Annotated in this window: 19 protein-coding genes; 12 read left to right on the top strand and 7 right to left on the bottom strand. The window is 57.9% G+C overall.

All coding sequences use genetic code 11. From position 1 onward, the window contains the following. Window positions 1-286 precede the first annotated feature (286 nt). The gene (locus ACZYSM_RS23770; protein ID WP_489075207.1) at window positions 287-466 is read right to left on the bottom strand and encodes a PA1571 family protein; all 180 of its coding nucleotides are present in this window, start codon (window positions 464-466) and stop codon (window positions 287-289) included. A 259-nt stretch (window positions 467-725) separates the two neighbouring features. On the opposite strand from ACZYSM_RS23770, the gene ACZYSM_RS23775 reads away from it, so the two are divergent. Then, window positions 726-2522 (top strand): ABC transporter transmembrane domain-containing protein, encoded by a 1797-nt coding sequence (locus tag ACZYSM_RS23775; protein ID WP_489075209.1) that lies wholly within the window; start codon window positions 726-728, stop codon window positions 2520-2522. Between the two features lie 113 nt (window positions 2523-2635). Here the strand turns inward: ACZYSM_RS23775 and ACZYSM_RS23780 are convergent, their stop codons facing one another. After that, complete coding sequence (locus tag ACZYSM_RS23780; RefSeq protein WP_489075211.1) at window positions 2636-4564, bottom strand: transglycosylase SLT domain-containing protein; 1929 nt, start codon at window positions 4562-4564, stop codon at window positions 2636-2638. Between the two features lie 212 nt (window positions 4565-4776). Between ACZYSM_RS23780 and ACZYSM_RS23785 the strand changes: the two genes are divergently transcribed. Continuing rightward, entirely contained in the window at window positions 4777-6684 is a 1908-nt protein-coding gene (locus ACZYSM_RS23785; RefSeq protein WP_489075213.1) for an ATP-binding cassette domain-containing protein, read from the top strand. A 92-nt stretch (window positions 6685-6776) separates the two neighbouring features. On the opposite strand, the gene ACZYSM_RS23790 is transcribed toward ACZYSM_RS23785, so the two are convergent. Then, window positions 6777-7214, bottom strand: a complete 438-nt coding sequence (locus ACZYSM_RS23790; protein WP_489075215.1) for a universal stress protein — start codon at window positions 7212-7214, stop codon at window positions 6777-6779. A gap of 103 nt (window positions 7215-7317) precedes the next feature. On the opposite strand from ACZYSM_RS23790, the gene ACZYSM_RS23795 reads away from it, so the two are divergent. From ACZYSM_RS23795 to ACZYSM_RS23825, 7 genes are all read left to right on the top strand, one after another. Further along, entirely contained in the window at window positions 7318-7755 is a 438-nt protein-coding gene (locus ACZYSM_RS23795; RefSeq protein WP_489075217.1) for a hypothetical protein, read from the top strand. Between the two features lie 575 nt (window positions 7756-8330). Further along, the gene (gene fadB, locus ACZYSM_RS23800) at window positions 8331-10478 is read left to right on the top strand and encodes a fatty acid oxidation complex subunit alpha FadB (protein WP_489075219.1); all 2148 of its coding nucleotides are present in this window, start codon (window positions 8331-8333) and stop codon (window positions 10476-10478) included. A gap of 29 nt (window positions 10479-10507) precedes the next feature. After that, window positions 10508-11683, top strand: coding sequence for an acetyl-CoA C-acyltransferase FadA (fadA, locus tag ACZYSM_RS23805; RefSeq protein ID WP_489075221.1), 1176 nt, complete (start codon window positions 10508-10510; stop codon window positions 11681-11683). A 97-nt stretch (window positions 11684-11780) separates the two neighbouring features. Further along, on the top strand, window positions 11781-12017 hold the full coding sequence (locus tag ACZYSM_RS23810) for a DUF1653 domain-containing protein (RefSeq protein WP_489075223.1): 237 nt from the start codon (window positions 11781-11783) through the stop codon (window positions 12015-12017). Between the two features lie 114 nt (window positions 12018-12131). After that, window positions 12132-14759, top strand: a complete 2628-nt coding sequence (gene topA / locus ACZYSM_RS23815) for a type I DNA topoisomerase (protein ID WP_489075225.1) — start codon at window positions 12132-12134, stop codon at window positions 14757-14759. A gap of 141 nt (window positions 14760-14900) precedes the next feature. Continuing rightward, complete coding sequence (locus ACZYSM_RS23820) at window positions 14901-15422, top strand: DUF6586 family protein (RefSeq protein WP_489075227.1); 522 nt, start codon at window positions 14901-14903, stop codon at window positions 15420-15422. Between the two features lie 170 nt (window positions 15423-15592). After that, on the top strand, window positions 15593-15826 hold the full coding sequence (locus tag ACZYSM_RS23825) for a hypothetical protein (RefSeq protein ID WP_489075296.1): 234 nt from the start codon (window positions 15593-15595) through the stop codon (window positions 15824-15826). Between the two features lie 99 nt (window positions 15827-15925). Here the strand turns inward: ACZYSM_RS23825 and sulA are convergent, their stop codons facing one another. Both sulA and lexA read right to left on the bottom strand, forming a co-directional pair. Continuing rightward, entirely contained in the window at window positions 15926-16399 is a 474-nt protein-coding gene (sulA, locus tag ACZYSM_RS23830) for an SOS-induced cell division inhibitor SulA (RefSeq protein ID WP_489075229.1), read from the bottom strand. 10 nt (window positions 16400-16409) lie between these two features. Further along, window positions 16410-17021: a transcriptional repressor LexA gene (gene lexA, locus ACZYSM_RS23835; protein ID WP_489075231.1), complete on the bottom strand. Its 612-nt coding sequence runs from the start codon at window positions 17019-17021 to the stop codon at window positions 16410-16412. Between the two features lie 252 nt (window positions 17022-17273). Here lexA and ACZYSM_RS23840 point away from each other — a divergent pair, with 252 nt between their 5' ends. From ACZYSM_RS23840 to ACZYSM_RS23850, 3 genes are all read left to right on the top strand, one after another. Next, window positions 17274-17981: a TetR/AcrR family transcriptional regulator gene (locus ACZYSM_RS23840; RefSeq protein WP_489075234.1), complete on the top strand. Its 708-nt coding sequence runs from the start codon at window positions 17274-17276 to the stop codon at window positions 17979-17981. Between the two features lie 209 nt (window positions 17982-18190). Continuing rightward, window positions 18191-19189, top strand: coding sequence for a beta-N-acetylhexosaminidase (gene nagZ, locus ACZYSM_RS23845; RefSeq protein WP_489075298.1), 999 nt, complete (start codon window positions 18191-18193; stop codon window positions 19187-19189). An 11-nt stretch (window positions 19190-19200) separates the two neighbouring features. Beyond that, window positions 19201-19944, top strand: coding sequence for an S-methyl-5'-thioinosine phosphorylase (locus tag ACZYSM_RS23850; protein WP_489075236.1), 744 nt, complete (start codon window positions 19201-19203; stop codon window positions 19942-19944). Between the two features lie 176 nt (window positions 19945-20120). On the opposite strand, the gene ACZYSM_RS23855 is transcribed toward ACZYSM_RS23850, so the two are convergent. Continuing rightward, entirely contained in the window at window positions 20121-22811 is a 2691-nt protein-coding gene (locus tag ACZYSM_RS23855) for an SNF2-related protein (protein ID WP_489075238.1), read from the bottom strand. An 11-nt stretch (window positions 22812-22822) separates the two neighbouring features. After that, window positions 22823-23389 carry a CsiV family protein gene (locus ACZYSM_RS23860; RefSeq protein ID WP_489075240.1) on the bottom strand — a complete coding sequence of 189 codons (567 nt, stop codon included), beginning with the start codon at window positions 23387-23389 and terminating at the stop codon, window positions 22823-22825. Between the last annotated feature and the right edge of the window lie 4 nt (window positions 23390-23393).

Genomic DNA, 23393 nt, shown 5'->3' on the forward strand with positions numbered 1-23393 from the left:
CACAATGACCTTTCAGCCAAGCCCTTCAGGTGGAATAAGACGGCTGAATCAATCATCAGCTCTGTAAACAAAGCAAAGCTGGGGGCGATAAAGAATAAGTTATTGAATTAACCGCTCAGGACACTAGGAAGCGGATTGACCCCATCGCGAGCAAGCTCGGCTCCTACAGGATTTCGGTGTTTTTGTAGGAGCGAGGCTTGCCCGCGATGGGTCGCGCAGCGGCCCCAAAAAGTGCCCAGAAAAAACCCGGCATCAAGGCCGGGTCAAGAGGACGTGAGGCTATGTATCAGTCTTGCTTCACAGGCTTGACCAATCGCTGCTCCAGTTCGCGGCAAGCGCTCTGGATCATGTCTTCAGTGATCGGTACTTCGCGTCCTTGAGCGTCGATGATTGAGCAACCCAGAGACTGGTCTGGCTGGGTGCGGATCACTTGAATTTTGTCTTCGCTGCTGTTTTGCAAGGACATGGCCTGTCTCCTCATCAGGTTGTGTACCTATTCTAAAACCGCGAGGTGACCAAGCTGTGACAACTCCCTACAGGATCGACAAGCGGCATCACCAGTCCACCAGAAATATCCTGTAACTTCCAGCCAGACTTTAGACCAATAACATCTAGGCTCTATTGTCAGCAGTCATATTTAACCTGACTCATTATGATTTACAGAGTTGCGATGGATTGGTCGGTGTAGGCTTGGTTGCGTTTATCCCTACTGGTTGTGCTATCGGATGATCTTCATGCTCTCTTCCCGTCATCGCCGCGCGATCCGCCTGGCCATTCATTTCATCGCGCCATACCGCAGACAGGCGTTTGGCGCCTTGCTGGCCCTGATCGTCACCGCCGGCATCACCTTGTCCATGGGGCAGGGCATTCGCCTCATGGTAGATCAAGGCTTCATGACCCAATCGCTGCACCTGCTCAACCAATCCATTGGCTTGTTTCTGTTGTTGGTGGTGGGGCTGGCGGCTGGCACCTTTGCGCGGTTTTATCTGGTGTCGTGGATCGGCGAGCGATGCGTGGCGGATATTCGTCGGCAGGTGTTCAACCATTTGATCTACCTGCACCCGGGTTTCTATGAGGACAACCGCAGCTCGGAAATCCAGTCGCGGTTGACCGCTGACACCACGCTGCTGCAATCAGTGATCGGCTCGTCGCTGTCGCTGTTTCTGCGCAATGCCTTGATGGTCATTGGTGGCATCGTGCTGCTGTTTATCACCAACCCCAAACTCACCAGCATCGTGGTGGTTGCCTTGCCGCTGGTATTGGCGCCGATCCTGATCTTCGGTCGCCGGGTGCGCAGTCTGTCTCGCTTGAGTCAGGACCGCATCGCCGATATCGGTAGCTACGTGTCCGAGTCGCTGGGCCAGATCAAGACCGTGCAGGCTTACAACCACCAGGTGCAGGATGAACAGCGCTTCGCGGAGACTGTCGAAGAGGCGTTCGACACTGCGCGTAAACGCATCGTCCAGCGTGCCTGGCTGATTACCCTGGTGATCGTGCTGGTGCTCGGTGCCGTTGGGGTGATGCTCTGGGTCGGTGGCATGGATGTGATCGCCGGGCGTATCTCCGCGGGTGAACTGGCGGCCTTCGTTTTCTATAGCCTGATCGTCGGCGGCGCCTTTGGCACCTTGAGCGAAGTGATCGGTGAGCTGCAGCGGGCGGCGGGTGCGGCTGAACGGATTGCCGAGTTGCTGCGCTCGGAGAACATCATCCAGGCACCCGTCACCGGGCTGGTCCAGCTGCCGGAGCGTGTCGAAGGTCATCTGGTTTTGCAGGACCTGCGTTTCTCCTATCCGTCGCGGCCGGAAAGCTATGCCATCGACGGACTTAATCTGACCATCAAGGCCGGCGAAACCCTGGCGCTGGTCGGGCCTTCGGGTGCCGGAAAATCAACGGTGTACGATCTGCTGCTGCGTTTCTACGACCCGGCGCAGGGGTGCATCCTGCTTGATGGGCACCCGCTGACTCAGATTGACCCCATGGACCTGCGCCGCTGCTTCGCGTTGGTTTCGCAAAACCCTGCGCTGTTTTTTGGCAGCATCGAAGAGAACATCCGCTACGGCAATCCATCGGCGACTCTGTCCCAGGTGCAAGAAGCGGCAAAGATTGCCTACGCCCACGATTTCATCGAGGACATGCCCCACGGCTACCAGACCCACCTTGGCGATGGCGGCCTGGGTCTCTCCGGTGGACAGCGCCAACGCCTGGCGATCGCCCGGGCGCTGCTGGTCGACGCGCCGATCCTGCTGCTTGACGAAGCGACCAGCGCCCTCGACGCTCAGAGCGAACACCTGATTCAGCAAGCCCTGCCGAGCCTGATGAAAAACCGCACCACCCTGGTCATCGCCCACCGCTTGGCCACCGTGAAAAACGCCGATCGTATTGCCGTGATGGATCAAGGAAAACTGGTGGCGGTCGGCACCCATCAGGAGTTGATCGCCAGCAATGCGCTGTACGCAAGGTTGGCGGCGTTGCAGTTTGTAGGCGCTGCCGAAGGCTACGATCTTTTCGACGCTCGACCGTAGGAGCTGTCGCAGGCTGCGATCTTTTGATCTTTTGATCTTTTGATCTTTTGATCTTTGCAGTCCGCAGAAAAGATCGCAGGCTTCGCCAGCTCCTACATAACCGGCATTACCGGTCATTGATCATCAAAATACCGCTCATGCCAGTCCACCAGTGGTTGCGGCGAGTTGAGTTTCTGGCCGTAGATCACCGAGTAGGACAGGACGTTTTGCACGTACTGGCGGGTTTCGTCGAGGGGGATACTTTCAACCCAGACATCGAAGCTCAGGTGATCGGCGCCTCTGAGCCATTGCCGCACGCGGGCGGGGCCAGCGTTGTAGGCGGCGGAAGCGAGTACGCGGTTGCCGTTGAACTGGCTGTGGACCTGGCTCAGGTAGGCCGCGCCGAGCTGGATGTTCTTGTCCGGGTCGAGCACTTGCTGCGGCGAGGACAGAGGAATGCTGAATTTGCGCGCGGTTTCCCTGGCGGTGCCGGGCATCAGTTGCATCAAGCCGCTGGCGCCGACACCGGAGCGGGCGTCGTCCATGAACGCGCTTTCCTGGCGAGTGATAGCGAACACCCAGCTTGAATGCAGGCCGCGGATCTTGGCTTCGCGCACCAGGGTGTCGCGGTGGGCCATTGGGAAACGGATGTCCAGGTCGTCCCAATACTGTGCCTGACTGATGGTGCGGATCGCCGGGAAGTACCATTTCAAGTCGTAGGCCAGTTTGGCCTGGGCGACCATTTCGTCACGGTTGAAGTGACGGCTGACGTGGTACCACTCACGGCGACCGTCGACGATCTGTCCACGGGCATGGAACTCCAGAGCTCGACGCACGCCCGGGGTGTTGCGAACCTTGTTGATAGTCGCCTGGCTGAGCACCAAGGGCTTGTTGATCAGCGAATACGGCGACTGCGCGCGGTCGGCGGCGAGGAAGCCGTAGAAGTCACGCTCATGAGCGAGGCTCTTATAGAGGGCCAGCGCTTGCGGATTCTGCGGTTGAGCCAGTTCCAGGCTGCGGGCCTGCCAGTAACGCCAGCGGTTGGTGGTGGCCAGGTCCTGCGGCAGTCTGCGGGTCAACTGATAAGCGTCGTCCCAGCGCGCCAGGCGTAGCAGCAGGCGCAGGCGCCATTCGGAAACGGTGTTGTCACGCAGCTCCGGGTCATACTTGGTCATCACATCGAGGGCGCGGCTGTCGAAGCGGCGGGCCAGGGTCAGGCCGATTTCCCGGGCGATTGCCACTTTTTCGTCACGGGAGAAGTGCATGCTGCTGGCATAGCCGTCGAGCAGGGCCATGGCTTTGTCCGGATCCTGACGCGCCAGGCGGCGCAGACCCAGACCGACTACGTCGGACATGGCTTCATCGACTGGCGTGAAGCGTGATGGCTGGCCGAGCAATTCCGGCCTCTGTGCAACCTCGACCAGCAACCTGCCTTGGGGGGCGAGGGTGGTCATGCTATTAACCAGGCTGTTGGCCAGCGGGTAGTTGCGGGCGTCGGCGGCCAGCTTGGCGCGTTGCCAGCGTTTTTGTTCGGTCAATTGACCTTCGGCGGCCCACTGAGCGAACAGCGCGTCGCAAGCGGCGGGTTGGGATTTGCCGGTCAGCCAGAGTTTTTCAGTGTTGGCATAGCCTTCGGCTTTGAAATTGTGGCCCAGCTGATATTGGCCGAACAGGCAGTCCAGCTCGGTGAAGTTGAGCTTGGGGTCGTAGTATTTGACGAAGGGTTGCCAGTCTCCGCGCTCGGCCAGCCAGCGCAGCCAGCGCAGTTTCATCCAGTTGGCTTGCGGCAGGTCACCGTGTTCGGCGAGGAATTTCTCGATTTCGGCGTTGCTGGCGGTTTTCAGTCGGGCGGTCAGTTCGTCGTAGGCCAGGTAGGGCTCCAGCGGGTAATCGCTGAGCGCTTGGCTGTAACGGAAATACGGGCCTGAATCACCCTTGGCCAAGGCACGCTTGGCTTCATCGTAATACTGGCGTTGTTGAGACAAGTCTGCAGCCGGAACGGATTGAACGGCAGTGGCAGAGAGAAGCAAGCAAGATAAAAAACAGAAAAGGCGACTGCGCATGAGACGTCCGGGCAGAGAAAACGTGACAAGTGCTGACGATGCCAGCACTGATTATCCGTAGCTTAGCCTTTTGCCAGCAGCCGGCGAAAGCTTTGCCGGCCCGTCGGTGCAAGTTCGGGGTAAATGTTGTTCAGGCGGCTGTGAAGGTGAAATTGCCGGCCGCCTAAGGCTTCAAGTCAGGTAGAATACGCGCCCAGTTTTTGGAGAAGCTCATGACCCTGCTCAAATTCAGCGATGTGTCCCTTGCTTTCGGCGCTATGCCGTTGTTGGACAAGGTGTCCTGGCAGATCGCCCGTGGTGAGCGGGTGTGCATCATCGGCCGCAATGGCACTGGCAAATCCAGCATGATGAAGCTGGTCAAAGGTGACCAGAGGCCCGATGAGGGCTCCGTCTGGCGCGCGCCAGGGCTAAAAATCGGTGAATTGCCGCAAGAATTGCCGCTGGCCGACGAGCGGACCGTGTTCGACGTGGTTGCCGAGGGCCTGGACGGTGTTGGCGAGTTGCTCGCGCAGTATCACCACCTGAGTCAGAACATCGTTACCGACGCCGACCTGGACAAATTGATGCACGTCCAGCACGACCTCGAAGCTCGTGACGGCTGGCGTTTGCAGCAATTGGTCGACAGCACCTTGAGCCGTCTGCAATTGCCGGCCGACAAGACCCTCGCCGAATTGTCCGGCGGCTGGCGTCGTCGCGTCCTGCTGGCTCAGGCGCTGGTGTCCGAACCGGATCTGCTGCTGCTCGACGAACCAACCAACCACCTGGACATCGGTGCGATTGCCTGGCTCGAAGAGGCGCTGAAGGATTTCCAGGGCGCCGTGCTGTTCATCACGCACGACCGTTCCTTCCTGCAAAACCTGGCGACCCGGATCCTCGAGCTGGACCGCGGCGGCCTGATCGACTGGAACGGCGACTACGCCAGCTTCCTGGTCCACAAGGAAGCCACCCTGGCCGCCGAAGAGACCGCCAACAACTTGTTTGACAAGCGCCTGGCCCAGGAAGAAGTCTGGATTCGTCAGGGCATCAAAGCCCGTCGCACTCGTAACGAAGGCCGCGTCCGCGCTTTGAAAGCCCTGCGTGTAGAGCGTAGCGAGCGTCGTGAGCGCACCGGCAAGGCCAACATCCTGCTGGACACGGCCGACAAGTCCGGCAAGCAAGTCATGGTCCTTGAGAACGTCAGCTTCGCTCACCCGGGCGGCCCGTTCCTGATCAAGGACTTCTCCATGGTCCTGCAGCGCGGCGACCGTATCGGTTTGCTGGGCGCCAACGGTACCGGCAAGACCACCTTGCTGAAACTGATGCTCAGCGGCTTGCAGCCAACCAGCGGCAAGATCGAAGAGGGCACTCGGATTGACGTGGCCTACTTCGACCAGTTGCGTCATCAGCTGGATCTGGAAAAGACTGTGATCGACAACGTCGCCGAAGGTCGCGACTTTATCGACATCGACGGCCAGAGCCGCCACGTCCTGAGCTACCTCGGCGACTTCCTGTTCAGCCCGCAGCGTGCCCGCACGCCGGTCAAGGCGCTGTCTGGTGGTGAGCGTGCCCGTCTGTTGCTGGCCAAGCTGTTCAGCAAGCCGTCGAACTTGCTGGTACTCGACGAACCGACCAACGATCTGGACGTGGAAACCCTCGAGCTGCTGGAGGAGGTCCTGTTGACCTTCAAAGGCACTGTGTTGATGGTCAGTCACGACCGGGCATTCCTCGACAACGTGGTCACCAGTACCCTGGTCTTCGAAGGTGAAGGCAAGGTTCGTGAATACGTGGGCGGTTATCAGGACTGGCTGCGTCAGGGCGGCTCGCCGCGTCTGCTGGGCGTGACCGAGAACAAATCAGGCAAAGCCGAGCTGAACTCCGCTGTCACCGCTGCGGCGGCTCCCGCTCAAGAAGCGCCAGCGGCCAAGAAAAAGCTTAGCTACAAGCTCCAGCGCGAACTGGAAGCCTTGCCAGGCGATATTGAAGCGAAAGAGCAGAAGATCGCGGGTGTTGAGGCTGAAATGGCGAATGCGGAGTTCTATCAGCGTCCTGCCGCACAGACAGCCGCGGTAATCGCTCAGCTTGAGCAATTGCAGGCTGAGCTTGAAGTGTTGGTCGAACGTTGGGCCGAGCTGGATGCCTGATTGATCTGCTAGAGGTATAAAAAGCCCGGCCTCACCTATGTGAGCGCCGGGCTTTTTGTATGAAACACGGTTTCCCCTACAGGGGCGCGGGTTCAGCTTTTGACCAGTCGCACCGCTAGCACATCACATGGCGCGCCATGCAGGACGTCATTGGCGGTGGAGCCAAGCAGTAGCGCCAAACCATGTCGACCGTGGCTGCCGACGACAATCAGGTCGCAACCTTGCTCCTTGGCCAGATGATGGATCTCCTGGCGCGGCTGGCCATAGGTCAGGTGGCAGTTGGCCCTGGTGGCCTCCGGGTACTTCAGGATTAACCGGTCGAGGCGCTCTTTGGCCTGATCGAACTGTTGTTGCTGCAATTGCGAAAGGTCCATAGGGACGTCGCCACCAAAAGCCATCGCCATCGGCTCAACGATATGCACCAGCGAGAGTCTGGCGCCATTGCTGACGGACAGTTCACGAGCGCGCTTGATGACGGGGTCGCATTCTTCAGTGAGGTCAACAGCGACCAGGATGTGTTCGTAGGGCATGGAAAGCGCTCCGGAGGATTGCAATAACGGTAAGTATGGCTGGTTTCAAGCGGATTGGTTTCAGTGTGGCCCAATCCGCTCCTCAAGAATCGGGAGTACACATATGACGGTCTGGATAGTGGTGTCAATCCTTGCGCTGGTTTTGAGCCCTTTGGCCTGGTTGCGACCTTCTCGCAATCAGAGCGGGCGGATGGCCCTGCGCATGGAGGCGCGGCGTATTGGCCTGGCCATGCAGCTGGCGCCTCAGGAGTGGCCGCACTGGCTGGAGCAAGAGCCGCCAAGCCCTTGCGGCCAATACCATCGACCACGACGCAGCGCTAAAGCGGCGTGCTGGGTCTATTGGCAGTCAGCACCGGGCGTTTGGCTCAATCAATGGCGGGAAGTGTGTGAGGATGAGGCATTGCTGGAGCATTTCAAAAAATTACCAGCCAACGTGTTCAAGATCGAAGCAGACAAGCAAATGATTGCGTTGTATTGGGGCGAAAAGGGCGACGCGAGTGTTTTGCAGGACATTGCAGCTGTACTCAAAGCACTGGCTTGAAAAATGACCTGAATTACGACGCAGCTCCTACGGGGGATTTGTGTGATTCGTGTGCATCGCAGGCAATAAAAAGCCCGACATCATCGGGCTGGAGTTGGCTAGGCAGGCCGGTAATTCAGTAAATCGCTACGGGATGTGTTACGTGGCGCTGATCCTACGCTTGGCATTCGCTCAAAGCGTTCACGTTTTTCTGTGTGGTACTCGCCAGCTTAGCTTGAGAAAGCGAAGAGCGATGCGGGTTAGGGCGACTTTTCTAATTATTGACTCTATGAATGATTAAACATGCGTTGGCATGTTGATGACCTCTGCGGCGCCGGTATGACTGCAAAGTCGCGTTTAAACCAGCATTTTGGGCGATTGACAATTGTCTGAAATTCCGTGAAGGTGGCGTACCCGAATCAAACGGGCGTATGAATTGAGCGTTTGTATTACAGACAGCTCCTACAGAATCCCGACTATCGCGTTGGCGGGTGTGCCTGGCGGATTGGCGCTAGCATCGACGGTAACGTCAGTGCCGAGCCAGAAGTTAGCGTCCGACGTGTACTGTTCAGCTTCCATATCGTGGAGATCAGTTGATGATTTACGAAGGTAAAGCCATCACGGTTAAGGCTCTTGAAAGTGGCATCGTCGAATTGAAATTCGACCTCAAGGGTGAGTCCGTCAACAAGTTCAACCGTCTAACCCTGAACGAACTGCGTCAGGCCGTAGACACCATCAAGGCAGATGCTTCGGTCAAGGGTGTGATCGTCAGCAGTGGCAAGGACGTGTTCATCGTCGGTGCCGACATCACCGAATTCGTCGAGAGCTTCAAGCTGCCTGATGCAGAGCTTGTTGCAGGCAACCTCGAAGCCAACAAAATTTTCAGCGATTTCGAAGACCTGAATGTTCCGACCGTAGCCGCGATCAACGGCATCGCGTTGGGCGGCGGTCTGGAAATGTGCCTGGCAGCGGATTACCGCGTCATGGCCACTACCGCCAAAATCGGGCTGCCGGAAGTCAAGCTGGGCATCTACCCAGGCTTCGGCGGTACCGTGCGTCTGCCGCGAATCATCGGTGCCGACAACGCCATCGAGTGGATTGCCTCGGGTAAAGAAAACCGTGCAGATGACGCGCTGAAAGTCGGCGCCGTCGACGCTGTGGTTGTTCCAGAGAAGCTGCAGGAAGCTGCACTGGAACTGATCAAGCGCGCTATTTCCGGCGAGTTCGATCACAAGGCCAAGCGCCAGCCGAAGTTGGAAAAGCTCAAGCTCAACGCGATCGAACAAATGATGTCTTTCGAAACCGCTAAAGGTTTCGTGGCCGGTCAAGCGGGCCCGAACTACCCGGCACCGGTTGAGGCGATCAAGACCATCCAGAAAGCTGCGAACTTCGGTCGCGACAAGGCACTGGAAATCGAAGCTGCCGGTTTCGTGAAACTGGCCAAGACCTCTGCGGCGCAGAGCTTGATCGGTTTGTTCCTGAACGATCAGGAACTGAAGAAAAAGGCCAAGGCCTACGACGAAGTCGCCAAAGACGTGAAGCAGGCTGCCGTACTCGGCGCTGGCATCATGGGTGGCGGTATCGCTTATCAATCGGCTTCCAAAGGTACGCCGATCCTGATGAAAGACATCAACGAGCATGGTATCGAGCAGGGTCTGGCGGAAGCCGCCAAGCTGCTGGTGAGCCGCGTTGATAAAGGTCGCATGACCGCAGCGAAGATGGCTGAAGTGCTTAACGGCATTCGTCCGACCCTGTCCTACGGTGATTTCGGCAACGTCGACCTGGTGGTCGAGGCTGTGGTCGAGAACCCTAAGGTCAAGCAAGCTGTTCTGGCCGAAGTCGAAGGTAACGTCAAAGAGGACACCATCCTCGCGTCGAACACCTCGACCATTTCCATTAGCCTGTTGGCCAAAGCCCTCAAGCGTCCGGAAAATTTCGTCGGTATGCACTTCTTCAACCCGGTGCACATGATGCCGTTGGTGGAAGTGATTCGTGGCGAGAAGTCCAGCGAGCTGGCAGTTGCCACCACCGTTGCCTATGCCAAGAAAATGGGCAAGAACCCGATCGTCGTCAATGACTGCCCGGGCTTCCTGGTCAACCGCGTTCTGTTCCCCTACTTCGGCGGTTTCGCCAAGCTGGTCAGCGCCGGTGTGGATTTCGTCCGTATCGACAAGATCATGGAGAAATTCGGCTGGCCGATGGGCCCTGCGTACCTGATGGACGTGGTCGGCATCGACACTGGCCACCACGGTCGTGACGTGATGGCTGAAGGCTTCCCTGACCGCATGAAAGACGACCGTCGTTCGGCCGTTGACGTGCTATACGAAGCCAAGCGCCTGGGCCAGAAGAACGGCAAAGGCTTCTACGCCTACGAGACCGACAAGCGCGGCAAGCAGAAGAAAGTCGCCGATCCGTCGGTGCTGGAAGTGCTCAAGCCTATCGTCTTCGAGCAGCGTGAAGTGACCGACGAAGACATCATCAACTGGATGATGATCCCGCTTTGCCTGGAAACCGTGCGTTGCCTGGAAGACGGCATCGTCGAAACCGCTGCCGAAGCCGACATGGGTCTGGTTTACGGTATTGGTTTCCCTCCATTCCGTGGCGGTGCGCTGCGTTACATCGATTCCATCGGTGTTGCAGAGTTCGTTGCCCTGGCTGACCAGTACGCTGATCTGGGCGCGCTGTACCACCCGACCGCGAAGCTGCGTGAAATGGCCCAAAACGGCCAGCGCTTCTTTGGTTAAGCGCCCCCTACTAGAGCGAGAGTGAATATATGAGCTTGAATCCTAGAGACGTCGTGATTGTCGACTTCGGTCGCACCCCGATGGGCCGCTCCAAGGGCGGCATGCACCGCAACACCCGTGCTGAAGATATGTCGGCACACCTGATCAGCAAACTGCTGGAACGTAACGTCAAGGTTGATCCGGCTGAAGTCGAAGATGTGATCTGGGGCTGCGTCAACCAGACCCTGGAGCAGGGCTGGAACATCGCCCGCATGGCGTCCCTGATGACGCAGATCCCTCATACCGCTGCCGGCCAGACCGTCAGCCGTCTGTGTGGCTCGTCGATGAGCGCGCTGCACACCGCAGCCCAAGCGATCATGACCGGCAACGGTGACGTGTTCGTGGTCGGCGGCGTCGAGCACATGGGCCACGTGAGCATGATGCACGGTGTCGATCCGAACCCGCACATGTCGCTGTACGCGGCGAAAGCCTCGGGCATGATGGGTCTGACCGCAGAAATGCTGGGCAAGATGCACGGCATCACCCGTGAAGCGCAGGATGCCTTTGGCGTGCGTTCTCACCAGCTCGCCCACAAAGCGACTCTGGAAGGCAAGTTCAAAGACGAAATCATCCCGATGCAGGGCTATGACGAGAACGGTTTCCTGAAACTGTTCGACTACGACGAAACCATCCGTCCGGAAACCACCCTGGAAAGCCTGGCGGCGTTGAAGCCAGCGTTCAACCCTAAGGGCGGCACCGTGACAGCGGGTACTTCTTCGCAGATCACCGATGGTGCTTCGTGCATGATCGTGATGTCGGCGCAGCGTGCTCAGGACCTGGGCATCCAGCCGATGGCGGTAATCCGCTCGATGGCAGTAGCAGGTGTGGACCCGGCGATCATGGGCTATGGTCCAGTACCGGCAACACAGAAAGCACTGAAGCGTGCGGGTCTGGGTATTGCTGATATCGACTTCTTCGAACTCAACGAAGCTTTTGCTGCACAGGCCCTGCCAGTGCTGAAAGATTTGAAAGTGCTCGACAAGATGAACGAGAAGGTTAACCTGCACGGCGGCGCAATTGCTCTGGGCCATCCATTCGGTTGTTCCGGTGCGCGTATCTCCGGCACCTTGCTCAATGTGATGAAGCAAAATGGCGGCACCTTCGGGGTAGCTACCATGTGCATTGGCCTCGGCCAGGGCATTGCCACCGTCTTCGAACGCGTTTAAGCGTTTCGTTGATGGAAGCCGGGGCCATGTGCCCCGGTTTTTGTTTTTCTGAAGTTTTTTGTTTTTATTTTTATACGATTTGTAAGAGGGCCAGCACATGACGTTAGAACCCGGGCTCTATCAGCATTACAAGGGGCCGCAGTACCGCGTTTTTAGTATCGCGCGGCATTCGGAAACCGAAGAAGAAGTGGTGTTTTACCAAGCACTGTATGGCGATTACGGCTTTTGGGTCCGTCCCTTGAGCATGTTCCTGGAGTCGGTCGAAGTTGACGGCGAGCAGGTGCCACGCTTTGCTTTGATTCAGGCCGAACCAAGCCTTTTTTCCAGGCCATAAGCTGAGTGCGCGTAGAACCCTGCGCTTGACCTCACCTTGTTGCCACTATATATAGCGGTGCCGCGTCAGGCGCCAACCGCCTTTCACTTCTAGAATTCAGGAATTTTCTGATCCATGGGCAAATCGCTGGTCATTGTGGAATCCCCGGCTAAGGCCAAGACCATCAACAAGTATCTGGGCAACCAATACGTGGTGAAGTCGAGTATCGGCCATATCCGAGACCTGCCCACCAGCGGTTCGGCTAGCGCCAGCAAAGAACCTGCTGCCAAGCGTGGCAAGGCCGCCGCAGGTGAAGTGCCTGCGCTCTCTCCGAAAGAGAAGGCGCGCAAGCAGCTGGTCTCGCGCATGGGTGTCGATCCCGATCATGGCTGGAAAGCCAAGTACGAGATTCTCCCTGGAAAGGAAAAGGTCATCGAAGAGCTGCGCCGGCTCGCCAAAGATGCTGACACCATCTATCTCGCAACCGACTTGGATCGCGAGGGGGAAGCCATTGCCTGGCACCTGCGCGAAGCCATCGGTGGTGACGACAGCCGCTACAAGCGCGTGGTGTTCAACGAAATCACCAAGAAGGCGATTCAGGAAGCCTTCTCCAAACCAGGCGAGCTGGACATCGATCGGGTCAACGCCCAACAAGCGCGTCGTTTCCTTGACCGCGTGGTGGGTTACATGGTCTCGCCTCTGCTGTGGCAGAAGATCGCTCGTGGTTTGTCCGCCGGTCGTGTGCAATCGGTTGCGGTGAAGCTGGTCGTTGAGCGTGAGCGTGAAATTCGTGCGTTCAACCCGGAAGAGTATTGGGAAGTCCATGCGGACCTCGGTACTACCAAGGGCGCCAACGTTCGTTTTGAAGTGGCCCGTGAAAACGGCGAAGCCTTCAAGCCGCTCAATGAAACCCACGCTATGGCTGCACTGGAAAAGCTCAAGGCTTCCAGTTACACCATCGTCAAGCGCGAAGATAAACCGACCAGCAGCAAGCCGTCGGCACCGTTCATTACTTCCACCCTGCAACAGGCCGGTAGTAACCGTCTGGGCTTCGGTGTGAAGAAAACCATGATGATGGCTCAGCGTCTGTACGAAGCAGGCTACATCACTTATATGCGTACCGACTCGACCAATCTCTCGGCTGATGCCGTGGAAATGGCGCGTACCTATATTGAAGGCGAATTCGGCAGCAAATACCTGCCGGCCGCGCCAAACGTCTACAGCAGCAAGGAAGGCGCGCAAGAGGCTCACGAAGCCATTCGTCCTTCCGACGTGAATACCGACCCAAGCAAGCTGGTGGGTATGGAGCGTGACGCTGAGCGTCTCTACGAGCTGATCTGGCGCCAGTTTGTCGCTTGCCAGATGCTGCCGGCGCAATACCTGTCGACCACCGTCAGTGTCGCTGCTGGGACCTTCGAGCTACGGGCCAAGGGCCGGATCCTCAAGTTCGACGGCTACACCCGTGTCATGCCGCAAATGGCCAAGCCTGGCGACGATGATGTGTTGCCGGACATGGCTCAGGGCGACGTGATGAAGCTGATCAAGCTCGACCCGAGCCAGCACTTCACCAAGCCGCCAGCCCGTTACTCTGAAGCAAGCCTGGTCAAGGAAATGGAAAAGCGCGGTATTGGTCGTCCTTCGACTTATGCCGCGATTATTTCGACGATCCAGGACCGCGGCTACGTCGCGCTGCACAACCGTCGTTTTTACTCTGAAAAGATGGGCGATATCGTCACCGAGCGTTTGTCCGAGAGCTTCTCCAACCTGATGGACTACGGCTTCACCGCCGGCATGGAAGAGAACCTCGATGACGTCGCCCAGGGCGAACGCGACTGGAAAAACGTGCTCGACGAGTTCTACGGCGACTTCAAGAAAAAGCTCGAAGTAGCCGAAAGCGCTGAAGGTGGCATGCGCGCGAACCAGCCGGTCATGACGGATATTCCGTGTGTGGTCTGCGGTCGTCCGATGCAGATTCGTACTGCATCGACTGGCGTTTTCCTCGGTTGCTCGGGCTACAGCCTGCCGCCGAAAGAGCGCTGCAAGGCCACTGTCAACCTGGTGCCGGGCGATGAAATCGCCGCCGATGACGAAGGTGAATCGGAATCGCTGGTGTTGCGCGGCAAGCATCGCTGCCCGATCTGCAGCACGGCGATGGATGCCTACCTGCTCGATGAGAAGCGCAAACTGCATATCTGCGGTAACAACCCGGATTGCGCAGGCTATGAGATCGAAGAAGGCAGCTACCGTATCAAGGGCTACGAAGGCCCGAGTCTGGAATGCGATAAGTGCGGCAGCGAGATGCAGCTCAAGACCGGCCGTTTCGGCAAGTTCTTTGGTTGCACCAATGCGACCTGTAAGAACACCCGAAAACTGCTGAAAAGCGGTGACGCAGCGCCGCCGAAGATGGATCCGGTGAAAATGCCGGAACTCAAGTGCGAGAAGGTCAACGACACTTATATCCTGCGTGACGGTGCTTCCGGTCTGTTCCTGGCGGCCAGCCAGTTCCCTAAAAATCGCGAGACCCGTGCTCCGCTGGTGATTGAGATCGTGCCGCACAAGGACGAGATTGATCCGAAGTATCACTTCCTCTGCGAAGCGCCGAAGAAGGACCCGGATGGCCTCCCGTCAGTGATCCGTTACAGCCGCAAGACCAAAGAGCAATACGTGCAGACAGAAGTCGACGGTAAGCCGACTGGCTGGAAGGCGTATTACGACGGTGGCAAGTGGACGGTTGAAGACAAGCGTCCATCAGCCAAGTCTTAAAAGGCGCTGTACTGAAAAGGCCGCATGTGAACCCTCGGGTTTTCATGTGGCCTTTTTGTTTTGGGCTTGCGGGAAGCGGAGGTGATCCACGACACTGTCCGACCTGCGTGAAGCAATTACTTCGTTGTGGAGACTGCCGTCATGGCCCACGAACTTTATACCCGTACCAATCAGAAAATTTATTTCGCCGGTCTTTCGTTGGAAGCGCTGGCTAGATCCGAAGAGGGGCGGGCGATTAACTCCCAGGCGCTGGTTCAGGCAGGGCGCGAATCAGTGTTGTTTCACCTGTACGGTGCATTGCTTGGGCTTTGCCATGAGATCGCCGGCTTCTACCGCCTGCCTCAGGCCAATGCGCCGCGAGCGGAATTGCTGCTGACTCGCGAAGTGCTTGAGACCCTCGCCATCCCTGAGCTGGCTGAGCTGGTGGAGTTGGCGCAAAACCCTGAAACCTGGCTGGCGAAGTTGTTGGCCGCTTATGCTGCGATGTTTCAGCCGCCACGAGTGCCGCATAAACCCAAGGGTGATGTGACGCAGCCGTTGATCGTTGCGATCAACCTTGATGAAGAAGTAGAGCCAGAGTTGAGTCGGGAAGAGCTGGAGAGCTGGCGTCAGAATCTGAAAGCGTTGGCGATTCGTTTTCGAGATGGGCTTAACGAAAGCTGAGGCGATCTGTAGCCGCTGTCGAAGCCTGCGTCCGGCAGCGCAGCAGTCGCAAATCCTACATCCGGGATATACCTGAAACACCGCAGCGCATGATTTTACGACTGCTGCGCTGCCGGACGCAGGCTTCGCCAGCTGCTACAATGCCGGCCTTTCGTGGAGAACAGACCTTTATGCCAACGTCCTTTCTAGAAATTGTTGAGTTGCCTGACGGCCGTATTGAGCTGCGCAGGGCTGAGGACGAGGGTTCTCTGGTTACTTTGGACTTTTCCGAAGATGCCAAAGCGTTTCTGCAAGGTCAGCACGTTGAAGTAGCCAAGGCCATGTTGAGCGTTGGTGTGCAGATGGCTGGGCGTCTGGCTGAAGGCGATTTTGAGAAAGAAGACGGGCCACGGATTCTCCACTGAGTCCGTCTGTCGGTTTTCTTGGTGCAATTCGTCGCATCAAATCGGCTTCTCTATTCTTGAGAAACCCATGTTATTCAGATGTCGTTACAGTCCTGTTGATCAACCCAAGCGAATGTTCAGACTTTGCGCGTTCCCTGTGCGGGCCGCGCTGATCAGCTGTGCCCGTGCGTTGGAGCTCAGTGGGTTGAGCCAGCTGACAACGGTATGACTGCGGCCCAGGCGCAATGCTTCGCACGTCAGTTGCTGAGCGCTCTGTGTGCCGCGCGGTTGCAGTAGCAAAATCCGCTCGCGGTTCAGTCCTGCATCCCGTAGCCAGGTCTGGGTCAGGCTCGATGGCGGGGCGATCAGGGTCAGCCAGCGAGCGTCCTGATCCTGGCTCAGTTCTCTGAGGATGGGGGCCAACAGGTTCAGGCAGTTCCCGGCCGCACCGCGTAACGACAGTTCACTGAAAGCTTCGGGCTCGGCGCTCCAGGGCGACTCAACCACATCTTTGAGGATCGGGGCGAGTGGCTGGGCCATAAATGCCTCGAACAGTGGCAGTTGTGCATGCTGTGGTGTGTGAGGGAACTGCATAAAGCCTCCTTTAGCGGCGAATGACGCCGACACTCAAGCCTTCGATCACCAGATCCTGATCTTTCAGGTTCACTTCGATAGGGGCGAACTCAGGGTTTTCGGCCATAAGCCAGACTTTGCTGCCTTCACGCTTGAAGCGCTTCACGGTGACTTCATCGCCGATCCGTGCGACCACGATCTGACCATTACGGGCTTCGCGAGTGGTATGAACCGCGAGCAAGTCGCCGTCGAAAATGCCGACGTCTTTCATGCTCATGCCGTGTACGCGCAACAGGTAGTCGGCGCGAGGATGGAAGAAGGCCGGGTTTATGTTGCAGGATTCTTCGATGTGCTGCTGAGCGAGAATCGGTGCGCCGGCGGCGACCCGGCCAATGATCGGCAGGGAAAAGTCATCGCCTCCCTTGGTTTCGAAGCCGGGAATACGAATCCCGCGAGAAGCGCCTGGCGTCATCTCGATCGCGCCCTTGCGGGCCAGCGCCTTGAGGTGTTCTTCAGCGGCGTTGGGTGATTTGAAACCCAGTTCCTGAGCGATTTCCGCACGGGTTGGCGGGTAGCCGTTGTCTTCGAGGCAGCGTTTGATAAAAGCCAGAATCTCAGCTTGGCGTGGCGTCAGTTTTAGCATGTCGATCGCTCTGTCTTTTTATACAGTGACTGGGATTATATACAGTGGGTGATTCTTGGCAATCCTCCTTTTTATTCAGCCCGCTGGACGGTCGGGTTGCAGGTGATCGAGCCATGAGTTACAGAACTGACTACACAGTCAGTCTTGTGTGATTAAATAGGTGACTGACCGGCCGGAAAACGGACAGGCAGGCTTGACAAGGCAAAGGCTGAAACGTATGTTTCAAACAAGTGTTTGTCAGGCGGAGTAGTCATGGCACAGTCGGAAACCGTTGAACGTATTCTTGATGCTGCCGAGCAGTTGTTCGCGGAAAAAGGGTTTGCCGAAACCTCATTGCGGCTGATCACCAGCAAGGCCGGGGTTAATCTGGCTGCGGTGAATTATCATTTCGGTTCAAAAAAGGCGCTGATTCAGGCGGTTTTTTCGCGTTTCCTCGGTCCCTTCTGCATCAGTCTTGACCGCGAGCTTGAGCGACGTCAGTCCAAGCCCGATAGCAAACCGAGCCTGGAAGAACTGCTGGAAATCCTCGTCGAGCAGGCGCTTGTGGTGCAGCCACGCAGTGGCAACGATCTCTCTATTTTCATGCGCTTGCTGGGGCTGGCCTTCAGTCAGAGCCAGGGGCATTTGCGTCGCTATCTGGAAGACATGTATGGCAAGGTGTTCCGCCGCTACATGATGCTGGTCAACGATGCTGCGCCGCGTATTCCACCTATCGAGTTGTTCTGGCGTGTGCACTTCATGCTGGGTGCGGCAGCGTTTAGCATGTCGGGTATCAAAGCCCTGCGGGCGATTGCCGAGACCGATTTTGGGGTCAATACGTCGATTGAGCAGGTGATGCGTTTGATGGTGCCGTTTCTTGCGGCCGGGATGCGCGCCGAAACGGGTGTCACCGATGCTGGCATGGCCACCGCACAGCTAAGGCCGCGTAGTAAATCGACCCCCTCGGTAGCCAAGGTTTAACCGCGCACGGGTGGGCGCAGCTGCTTACATCCGCTAAGCTAGCCGCCCATGCCGACTTCAGTTTTAGATCCGCTCCATATCCCTTTCGCCGACCCTCTTTTGCCAGGCTTTGCCGATGGCGATCCGGTCGTGCGTCTGCGCCGAACCGGGCTCGTCGTCGACGTGCCGTGCGCGCATCCTGTTATTAAGGAATTTCTATGACATCTGGCCTGCAAGGCTCCTTGATGGTGGACGTCGCCGGTACCTGGCTGACGGCTGAAGATCGCCAATTGTTGCGTCAACCCGAAGTGGGCGGTTTGATCATTTTTGCGCGCAATATCGAACATCCGCGCCAGGTGCGTGAGCTGAGTGCGTCGATCCGTGCAGTTCGTCCGGACCTGCTGCTGGCGGTAGACCAGGAGGGCGGTCGGGTGCAGCGGTTGCGCCAGGGTTTTGTGCGTTTGCCGGCGATGCGGGCAATTGCCGATAACCCCAATGCCGAGTATCTGGCCGAGCAGTGTGGCTGGATCATGGCGACTGAAGTGTTGGCCGTCGGCCTCGACTTGAGCTTCGCCCCGGTACTGGACCTGGACTATCAGCGCAGTGCCGTTGTTGGCAGTCGTTCATTTGAAGGTGACCCGCAGCGTGCCGCTTTACTGGCGGGTGCGTTCATTCGCGGTATGAACAGTGCCGGTATGGCTGCCACCGGCAAGCACTTTCCCGGTCACGGCTGGGCAGAGGCTGATTCCCATGTGGCCATCCCGACTGACGAGCGCAGCCTCGAAGACATTCGCGCGAATGATCTGGTGCCGTTTGCCCGTTTGAGCAAGCAGCTGGCGGCGGTGATGCCCGCCCATGTCATCTACCCTCAGGTCGATTCCCAACCTGCTGGTTTCTCTCGCCGTTGGTTGCAGGACATTCTGCGTGGCGAATTGCAATTTGACGGCGTCATTTTCAGCGACGACTTGTCCATGGCCGGTGCTCATGTGGTGGGCGATGCTGCGAGTCGAATCGAGGCGGCGCTGTCGGCCGGTTGCGACATGGGCCTGGTGTGTAACGATCGTGCGGCTGCCGAGCTGGCCTTGAGTGCTGCCCAACGATTGAAGGTCACGCCGTCAGCGCGTATTGCGCGGATGCGCGGCAAAGCGTTCGCAAGTACCGAATACCGCCAGGACCCACGCTGGTTGGCGGCCCTTGGCGCGCTCAAAGACGCTCAACTGATTGATTAAGGATTTTTGCAATGACGGTTTACGCGATTATCGGTGGCACTGGTCTCACTCAACTCGAAGGCTTGAGCATTCGCCAATCGTTGCCGCTGGATACGCCGTACGGGGCACCTTCGGCTGACATCCAGTTCGGCGAATACGCGGGGCGTGAAGTGCTGTTTCTGGCGCGCCACGGCCATCCTCACCGTTTCCCACCGCATCAGGTGAACTACCGGGCCAACCTCTGGGCGCTGAAACAAGCGGGTGCCGAGGCGATTCTGGCGGTCAACGCTGTGGGCGGGATTCATGCGGCGATGGGCGCCGGACATTTCTGTGTGCCGCACCAGTTGATCGACTACACCAGCGGCCGTGATCACACCTACTTTGCCGATGATCTGGAACAGGTCACTCACATCGACTTCAGCTATCCCTACAGTGAGCCACTGCGTGAGCAACTGATTGCCGCGCTGGCTGCTGAGGGTTGTGCCTACAGCAGTCATGGCGTGTATGCCTGCACCCAAGGGCCGCGTCTGGAGACCGTGGCCGAGATCGCCCGTCTGGAGCGTGACGGTTGCGATATCGTTGGCATGACCGGCATGCCGGAAGCCGCTTTGGCTCGCGAGCTGGATCTGGCTTACGCCTGTCTGGCATTGGTAGTGAATCCGGCAGCGGGCAAGTCCACCGCGGTGATCACCATGGCCGAGATCGAGCAGGCGCTGCATGACGGCATGGGCAAGGTTAAATCGACCTTGGCGCGGGTGCTGGCAGCCAACGTTTAAGACGTACTCTCTGTAGCCGCTGGCGAAGCCTGCGTTCGGCCGCGCAGCGGTCGTAAAACCTCTGCGCGCGGGTAATGCAGATAAACCGGGCTGGCGGGGTTTACGGCCGCTACGCGGCCGGGCGTAGCCTGGCGGCAACTGCTACGCACGTGGTGTGTGTCTTGGAAATGTGCGTTCTACCGTCCGGCTTTCTTATCTGGCAACGGCGCAAACAACGCTTCAATATCATCGCTCTGCAGCTTCCAATCCCCGGTCTTGCGCCCATCCAGTACACCCGCCGCCAGGTCGGATTTTTCCTTTTGTAGATGCTGAATCTTCTCTTCGACGGTTCCGCGAGCGATCATCTTGTAGACGAATACCGGTTTCTCCTGACCGATGCGATAAGCACGGTCGGTGGCCTGGTTTTCGGTGGCCGGGTTCCACCACGGATCGTAGTGGATGACGGTGTCGGCCTCGGTCAGGTTCAAGCCCACACCACCGGCTTTCAGGCTGATCAGGAAGATTTGCAGCTTGCCACTCTGGAACTCCTTCACGGGCGTGCGTCGATCCCGGGTTTGTCCGGTTAACAGCGCATAGGCGACACCGCGGCGTTTCAGTTCTACTTCGATCAGGGCCAGCATCGAGGTGAATTGGGAGAACAGCAGAATTCTCCGTCCTTCTTCAAAAAGCTCCTCGAGCATTTCCATCAGGCTGTCGAGTTTTCCCGAAGAGCTGCCGCGCGCCGGTGGGGCATCATTGACCAGTCGTAAATCACAGCAGACCTGCCGCAGCTTGAGCAGCGCCTCAAGAATGATGATCTGACTGCGGGCAACGCCTTTGCGGGTAATCTCGTCGCGGACTTTCTTGTCCATGGCCAGGCGCATGGTTTCATAAACGTCGCGCTGCGCCTCGTTGAGTTCGACCCAGTGAATAATCTCGGTTTTCGGTGGCAGTTCGGTGGCGACCTGTTCTTTGGTCCGGCGCAACAGAAAGGGTTTGATCCGGCCATTGAGATGCTGCAGCCGTACTTCGCTGGCGCGCTTTTCGATCGGCACACGGTAGTCGCGATTGAAGGTCTTCACGTCACCGAGCCAGCCAGGCAACAGGAAGTGAAACAGCGACCACAGTTCACCTAAATGATTTTCCAGCGGCGTGCCGCTCAAGCACAGGCGTTGCCGGGCATTGAGCTCGCGTGCGGCATGGGCTGCCTTGCTGTTGGGGTTCTTGATGTATTGCGCTTCATCGAGGACCAGAACGTGCAGTGGCAGGGCGGCGAGACGCTCGACATCCTTGGGCAGCAGCGCATAGGTAGTCAGGATCAGGTCGTAATCCGTCAACTCGTCGAAATATTTTTTGCGCCCGGCACCGTACAGCGCCAGCACTTTGAGTTGCGGTGTGAAGTGCGCCGCCTCATCAAGCCAGTTGGGGATCAGGCTGGTGGGCATCACCACCATGCACGGCCGGTCCAGGCGCCCCGCGTTCTTCTCGCTCAGCACATGGGCGAGGGTTTGCAGGGTTTTGCCCAATCCCATGTCGTCCGCGAGGATCCCGCCGACTTCCAGTTGCCGCAGTGACTGCATCCAGCTCAAACCTTCCAGCTGATAAGGCCGTAGCGTTGCGTTCAGGCCTTCAGGTGCGGTGGTTGAGTAGTCTTTGATATCCCGCAGACGCTGGGCGAAGGTGCGGATGTGTTCGCCGCCTTCCCAAAGCAGCGGTAAATCTTCCAGTGGGTTCAGGCGTGTTGCATCGGCGCTGCTCAAACGCAGCGTGGTGGTGCCGGGTTCTTGTAAATAGAACTCGCCAAGGGTCGCCAGCACCGGCTTCAAACGGCCGAACGGCAGGGCAACCTGCAACGGACCATACTCGGAGTTGGGCCGGTTGGGGATGTTCACCAGGATTAGCTCGTCGTCGCGGCGTTTTGCGAGCCGTTCCGGGTTGAGCAATTCGGTGTGTGAACGCATCAAATTGAGCAGGATCGGCAGCAGGCTCAGCCGTTCGCCATTGACGATAATCCCCAGCTCCAGGTCAAACCAGTCCCGCTCAGGTGCTTCTTCGACCGTGGCGTACCAGTCATCGACGGTCGTCAGATCAAAGCCGAAGTCTTCGTCGATCTGCAGCTCCCAGCCTTGGGCGCGCAGCGTTGGCAACTCATTCAGGGTGAAGGTCAGCCAGGCGCTGTCGTTGACCATCTCAAACAGCTCGCCGGCGCTTTCTGGCAGTGCCTTGCTTTGTCGGGTAGCGATCTTGAAGCCGAGGGCTCGAAGCTGTTCACGGTAGGTGTTTTCGACGTCGGGATGGCGTTTGATCCGCAGTGTTTGCTGCTCCTGGCGAATCAGGATGTCAGCATTCTTCTGCCCGCTGACGTATTCATCCAGATAGCTGAAAGAGAGGGCCGCGCGATGCTGGATGTAGCGCTGCATTTTGCCGTTGCGCGGTTCGAACGCGCTGAACTCAATACTCGCCAGCCACAGGCGCGGAACCGGTTGCACGTTATCCACCAACAGTTGTGGCAAAGCGGCTGGGCTACGGTTTTCCAGAACGGCTTGAAGCTTTTCCAGCAGTTCGGCATCTTTCGCGGCAGCCGGGTAAGCGAGCGTTTCCTGCACTTGCAGCAACACCGCCGCGCAATGTTTACAGTTGCTGCGCACCGGGCAAGAGCAGGTGGCATCGACCATCAGCAACGTGCCTTTGGCTGACTCGCGCAGTCGAATAGTCTGACGGTAAACGTTGCCACCCGAGCCTTCGCAACTGGCGGTGATCATACTGTCGCCGGTCTGGACGATTCTGACGCGCTTTTCCAGGGCGTAGCGGCGGCCACGTTCCAGACTTTGTTCTTTGAATCGACTGACCCAGGAAGGTGCCAGAGGTTTGGTCAGGGTCGGGGGCATAGGGACTTCAGTCAGTCCGGAATTTCAAGAGGAGCTTGCTGTACAGCAGGCGCCGAAAGCGACGTGATCTTGATCAGCAGGCCCAAGTGTCCGTTATCGAGAAAGTTGAGTTGGCCGTTCTTGGTGTGGCTTTCCTGCTTAAGTTGTTCGCTGGCAGTGACCAGGCCGTTGCTGTCGATCTGATTGATCCAGAACTCCGCGTCGACGTCAGTGAAGCGCCCCAGTTTCAGGTTGAGCGTACCCTCGATCGGGAATTGGCCATATTGTTCCTTGCCCGCGCTGATTGCGATTTTACTCGGCTCATAACCCAGCTTTTGTTCCCAGGCTTTGTGCAGCAGCACCGTGTAATCACTGCTGGCAGCGAGCTTGGCCGCTTCGCTGTTGAGGCTTGGCGTGCGTTCGTCTTGCTGTGTGATGCGCTGGGCACCGGCGGCCCAGTCTTCCGGTGCAGTACGGCTGACAATGGCTGGCACTGCATTCTGGCGGACCAGGATCATTTCAACCTGATACAGGTTGTCGGCAAACGCCGTGGGTGCGACCAGTGTCAGAAGCAAGGTCAGTGAGCGAAACAGGCGCATGCGG

This window comes from Pseudomonas sp. F220 (assembly GCF_057813935.1).

Excerpts from the sequence above, each read along its gene's own strand:
- ACZYSM_RS23795 (WP_489075217.1), top strand. The coding sequence starts at position 7,318 with ATGACGGTCTGGATAGTGGTGTCAATCCTTGCGCTGGTTTTGAGCCCT.
- ACZYSM_RS23790 (WP_489075215.1), bottom strand. The coding sequence starts at position 7,214 with ATGCCCTACGAACACATCCTGGTCGCTGTTGACCTCACTGAAGAATGC.
- ACZYSM_RS23825 (WP_489075296.1), top strand. The coding sequence starts at position 15,593 with ATGCCAACGTCCTTTCTAGAAATTGTTGAGTTGCCTGACGGCCGTATT.
- lexA (WP_489075231.1), bottom strand. The coding sequence starts at position 17,021 with ATGCTAAAACTGACGCCACGCCAAGCTGAGATTCTGGCTTTTATCAAA.
- ACZYSM_RS23810 (WP_489075223.1), top strand. The coding sequence starts at position 11,781 with ATGACGTTAGAACCCGGGCTCTATCAGCATTACAAGGGGCCGCAGTAC.
- ACZYSM_RS23850 (WP_489075236.1), top strand. The coding sequence starts at position 19,201 with ATGACGGTTTACGCGATTATCGGTGGCACTGGTCTCACTCAACTCGAA.
- ACZYSM_RS23855 (WP_489075238.1), bottom strand. The coding sequence starts at position 22,811 with ATGCCCCCGACCCTGACCAAACCTCTGGCACCTTCCTGGGTCAGTCGA.
- ACZYSM_RS23785 (WP_489075213.1), top strand. The coding sequence starts at position 4,777 with ATGACCCTGCTCAAATTCAGCGATGTGTCCCTTGCTTTCGGCGCTATG.
- ACZYSM_RS23775 (WP_489075209.1), top strand. The coding sequence starts at position 726 with ATGATCTTCATGCTCTCTTCCCGTCATCGCCGCGCGATCCGCCTGGCC.
- fadA (WP_489075221.1), top strand. The coding sequence starts at position 10,508 with ATGAGCTTGAATCCTAGAGACGTCGTGATTGTCGACTTCGGTCGCACC.
- ACZYSM_RS23780 (WP_489075211.1), bottom strand. The coding sequence starts at position 4,564 with ATGCGCAGTCGCCTTTTCTGTTTTTTATCTTGCTTGCTTCTCTCTGCC.
- ACZYSM_RS23820 (WP_489075227.1), top strand. The coding sequence starts at position 14,901 with ATGGCCCACGAACTTTATACCCGTACCAATCAGAAAATTTATTTCGCC.
- fadB (WP_489075219.1), top strand. The coding sequence starts at position 8,331 with ATGATTTACGAAGGTAAAGCCATCACGGTTAAGGCTCTTGAAAGTGGC.
- topA (WP_489075225.1), top strand. The coding sequence starts at position 12,132 with ATGGGCAAATCGCTGGTCATTGTGGAATCCCCGGCTAAGGCCAAGACC.
- ACZYSM_RS23860 (WP_489075240.1), bottom strand. The coding sequence starts at position 23,389 with ATGCGCCTGTTTCGCTCACTGACCTTGCTTCTGACACTGGTCGCACCC.
- ACZYSM_RS23840 (WP_489075234.1), top strand. The coding sequence starts at position 17,274 with ATGGCACAGTCGGAAACCGTTGAACGTATTCTTGATGCTGCCGAGCAG.
- sulA (WP_489075229.1), bottom strand. The coding sequence starts at position 16,399 with ATGCAGTTCCCTCACACACCACAGCATGCACAACTGCCACTGTTCGAG.
- ACZYSM_RS23770 (WP_489075207.1), bottom strand. The coding sequence starts at position 466 with ATGTCCTTGCAAAACAGCAGCGAAGACAAAATTCAAGTGATCCGCACC.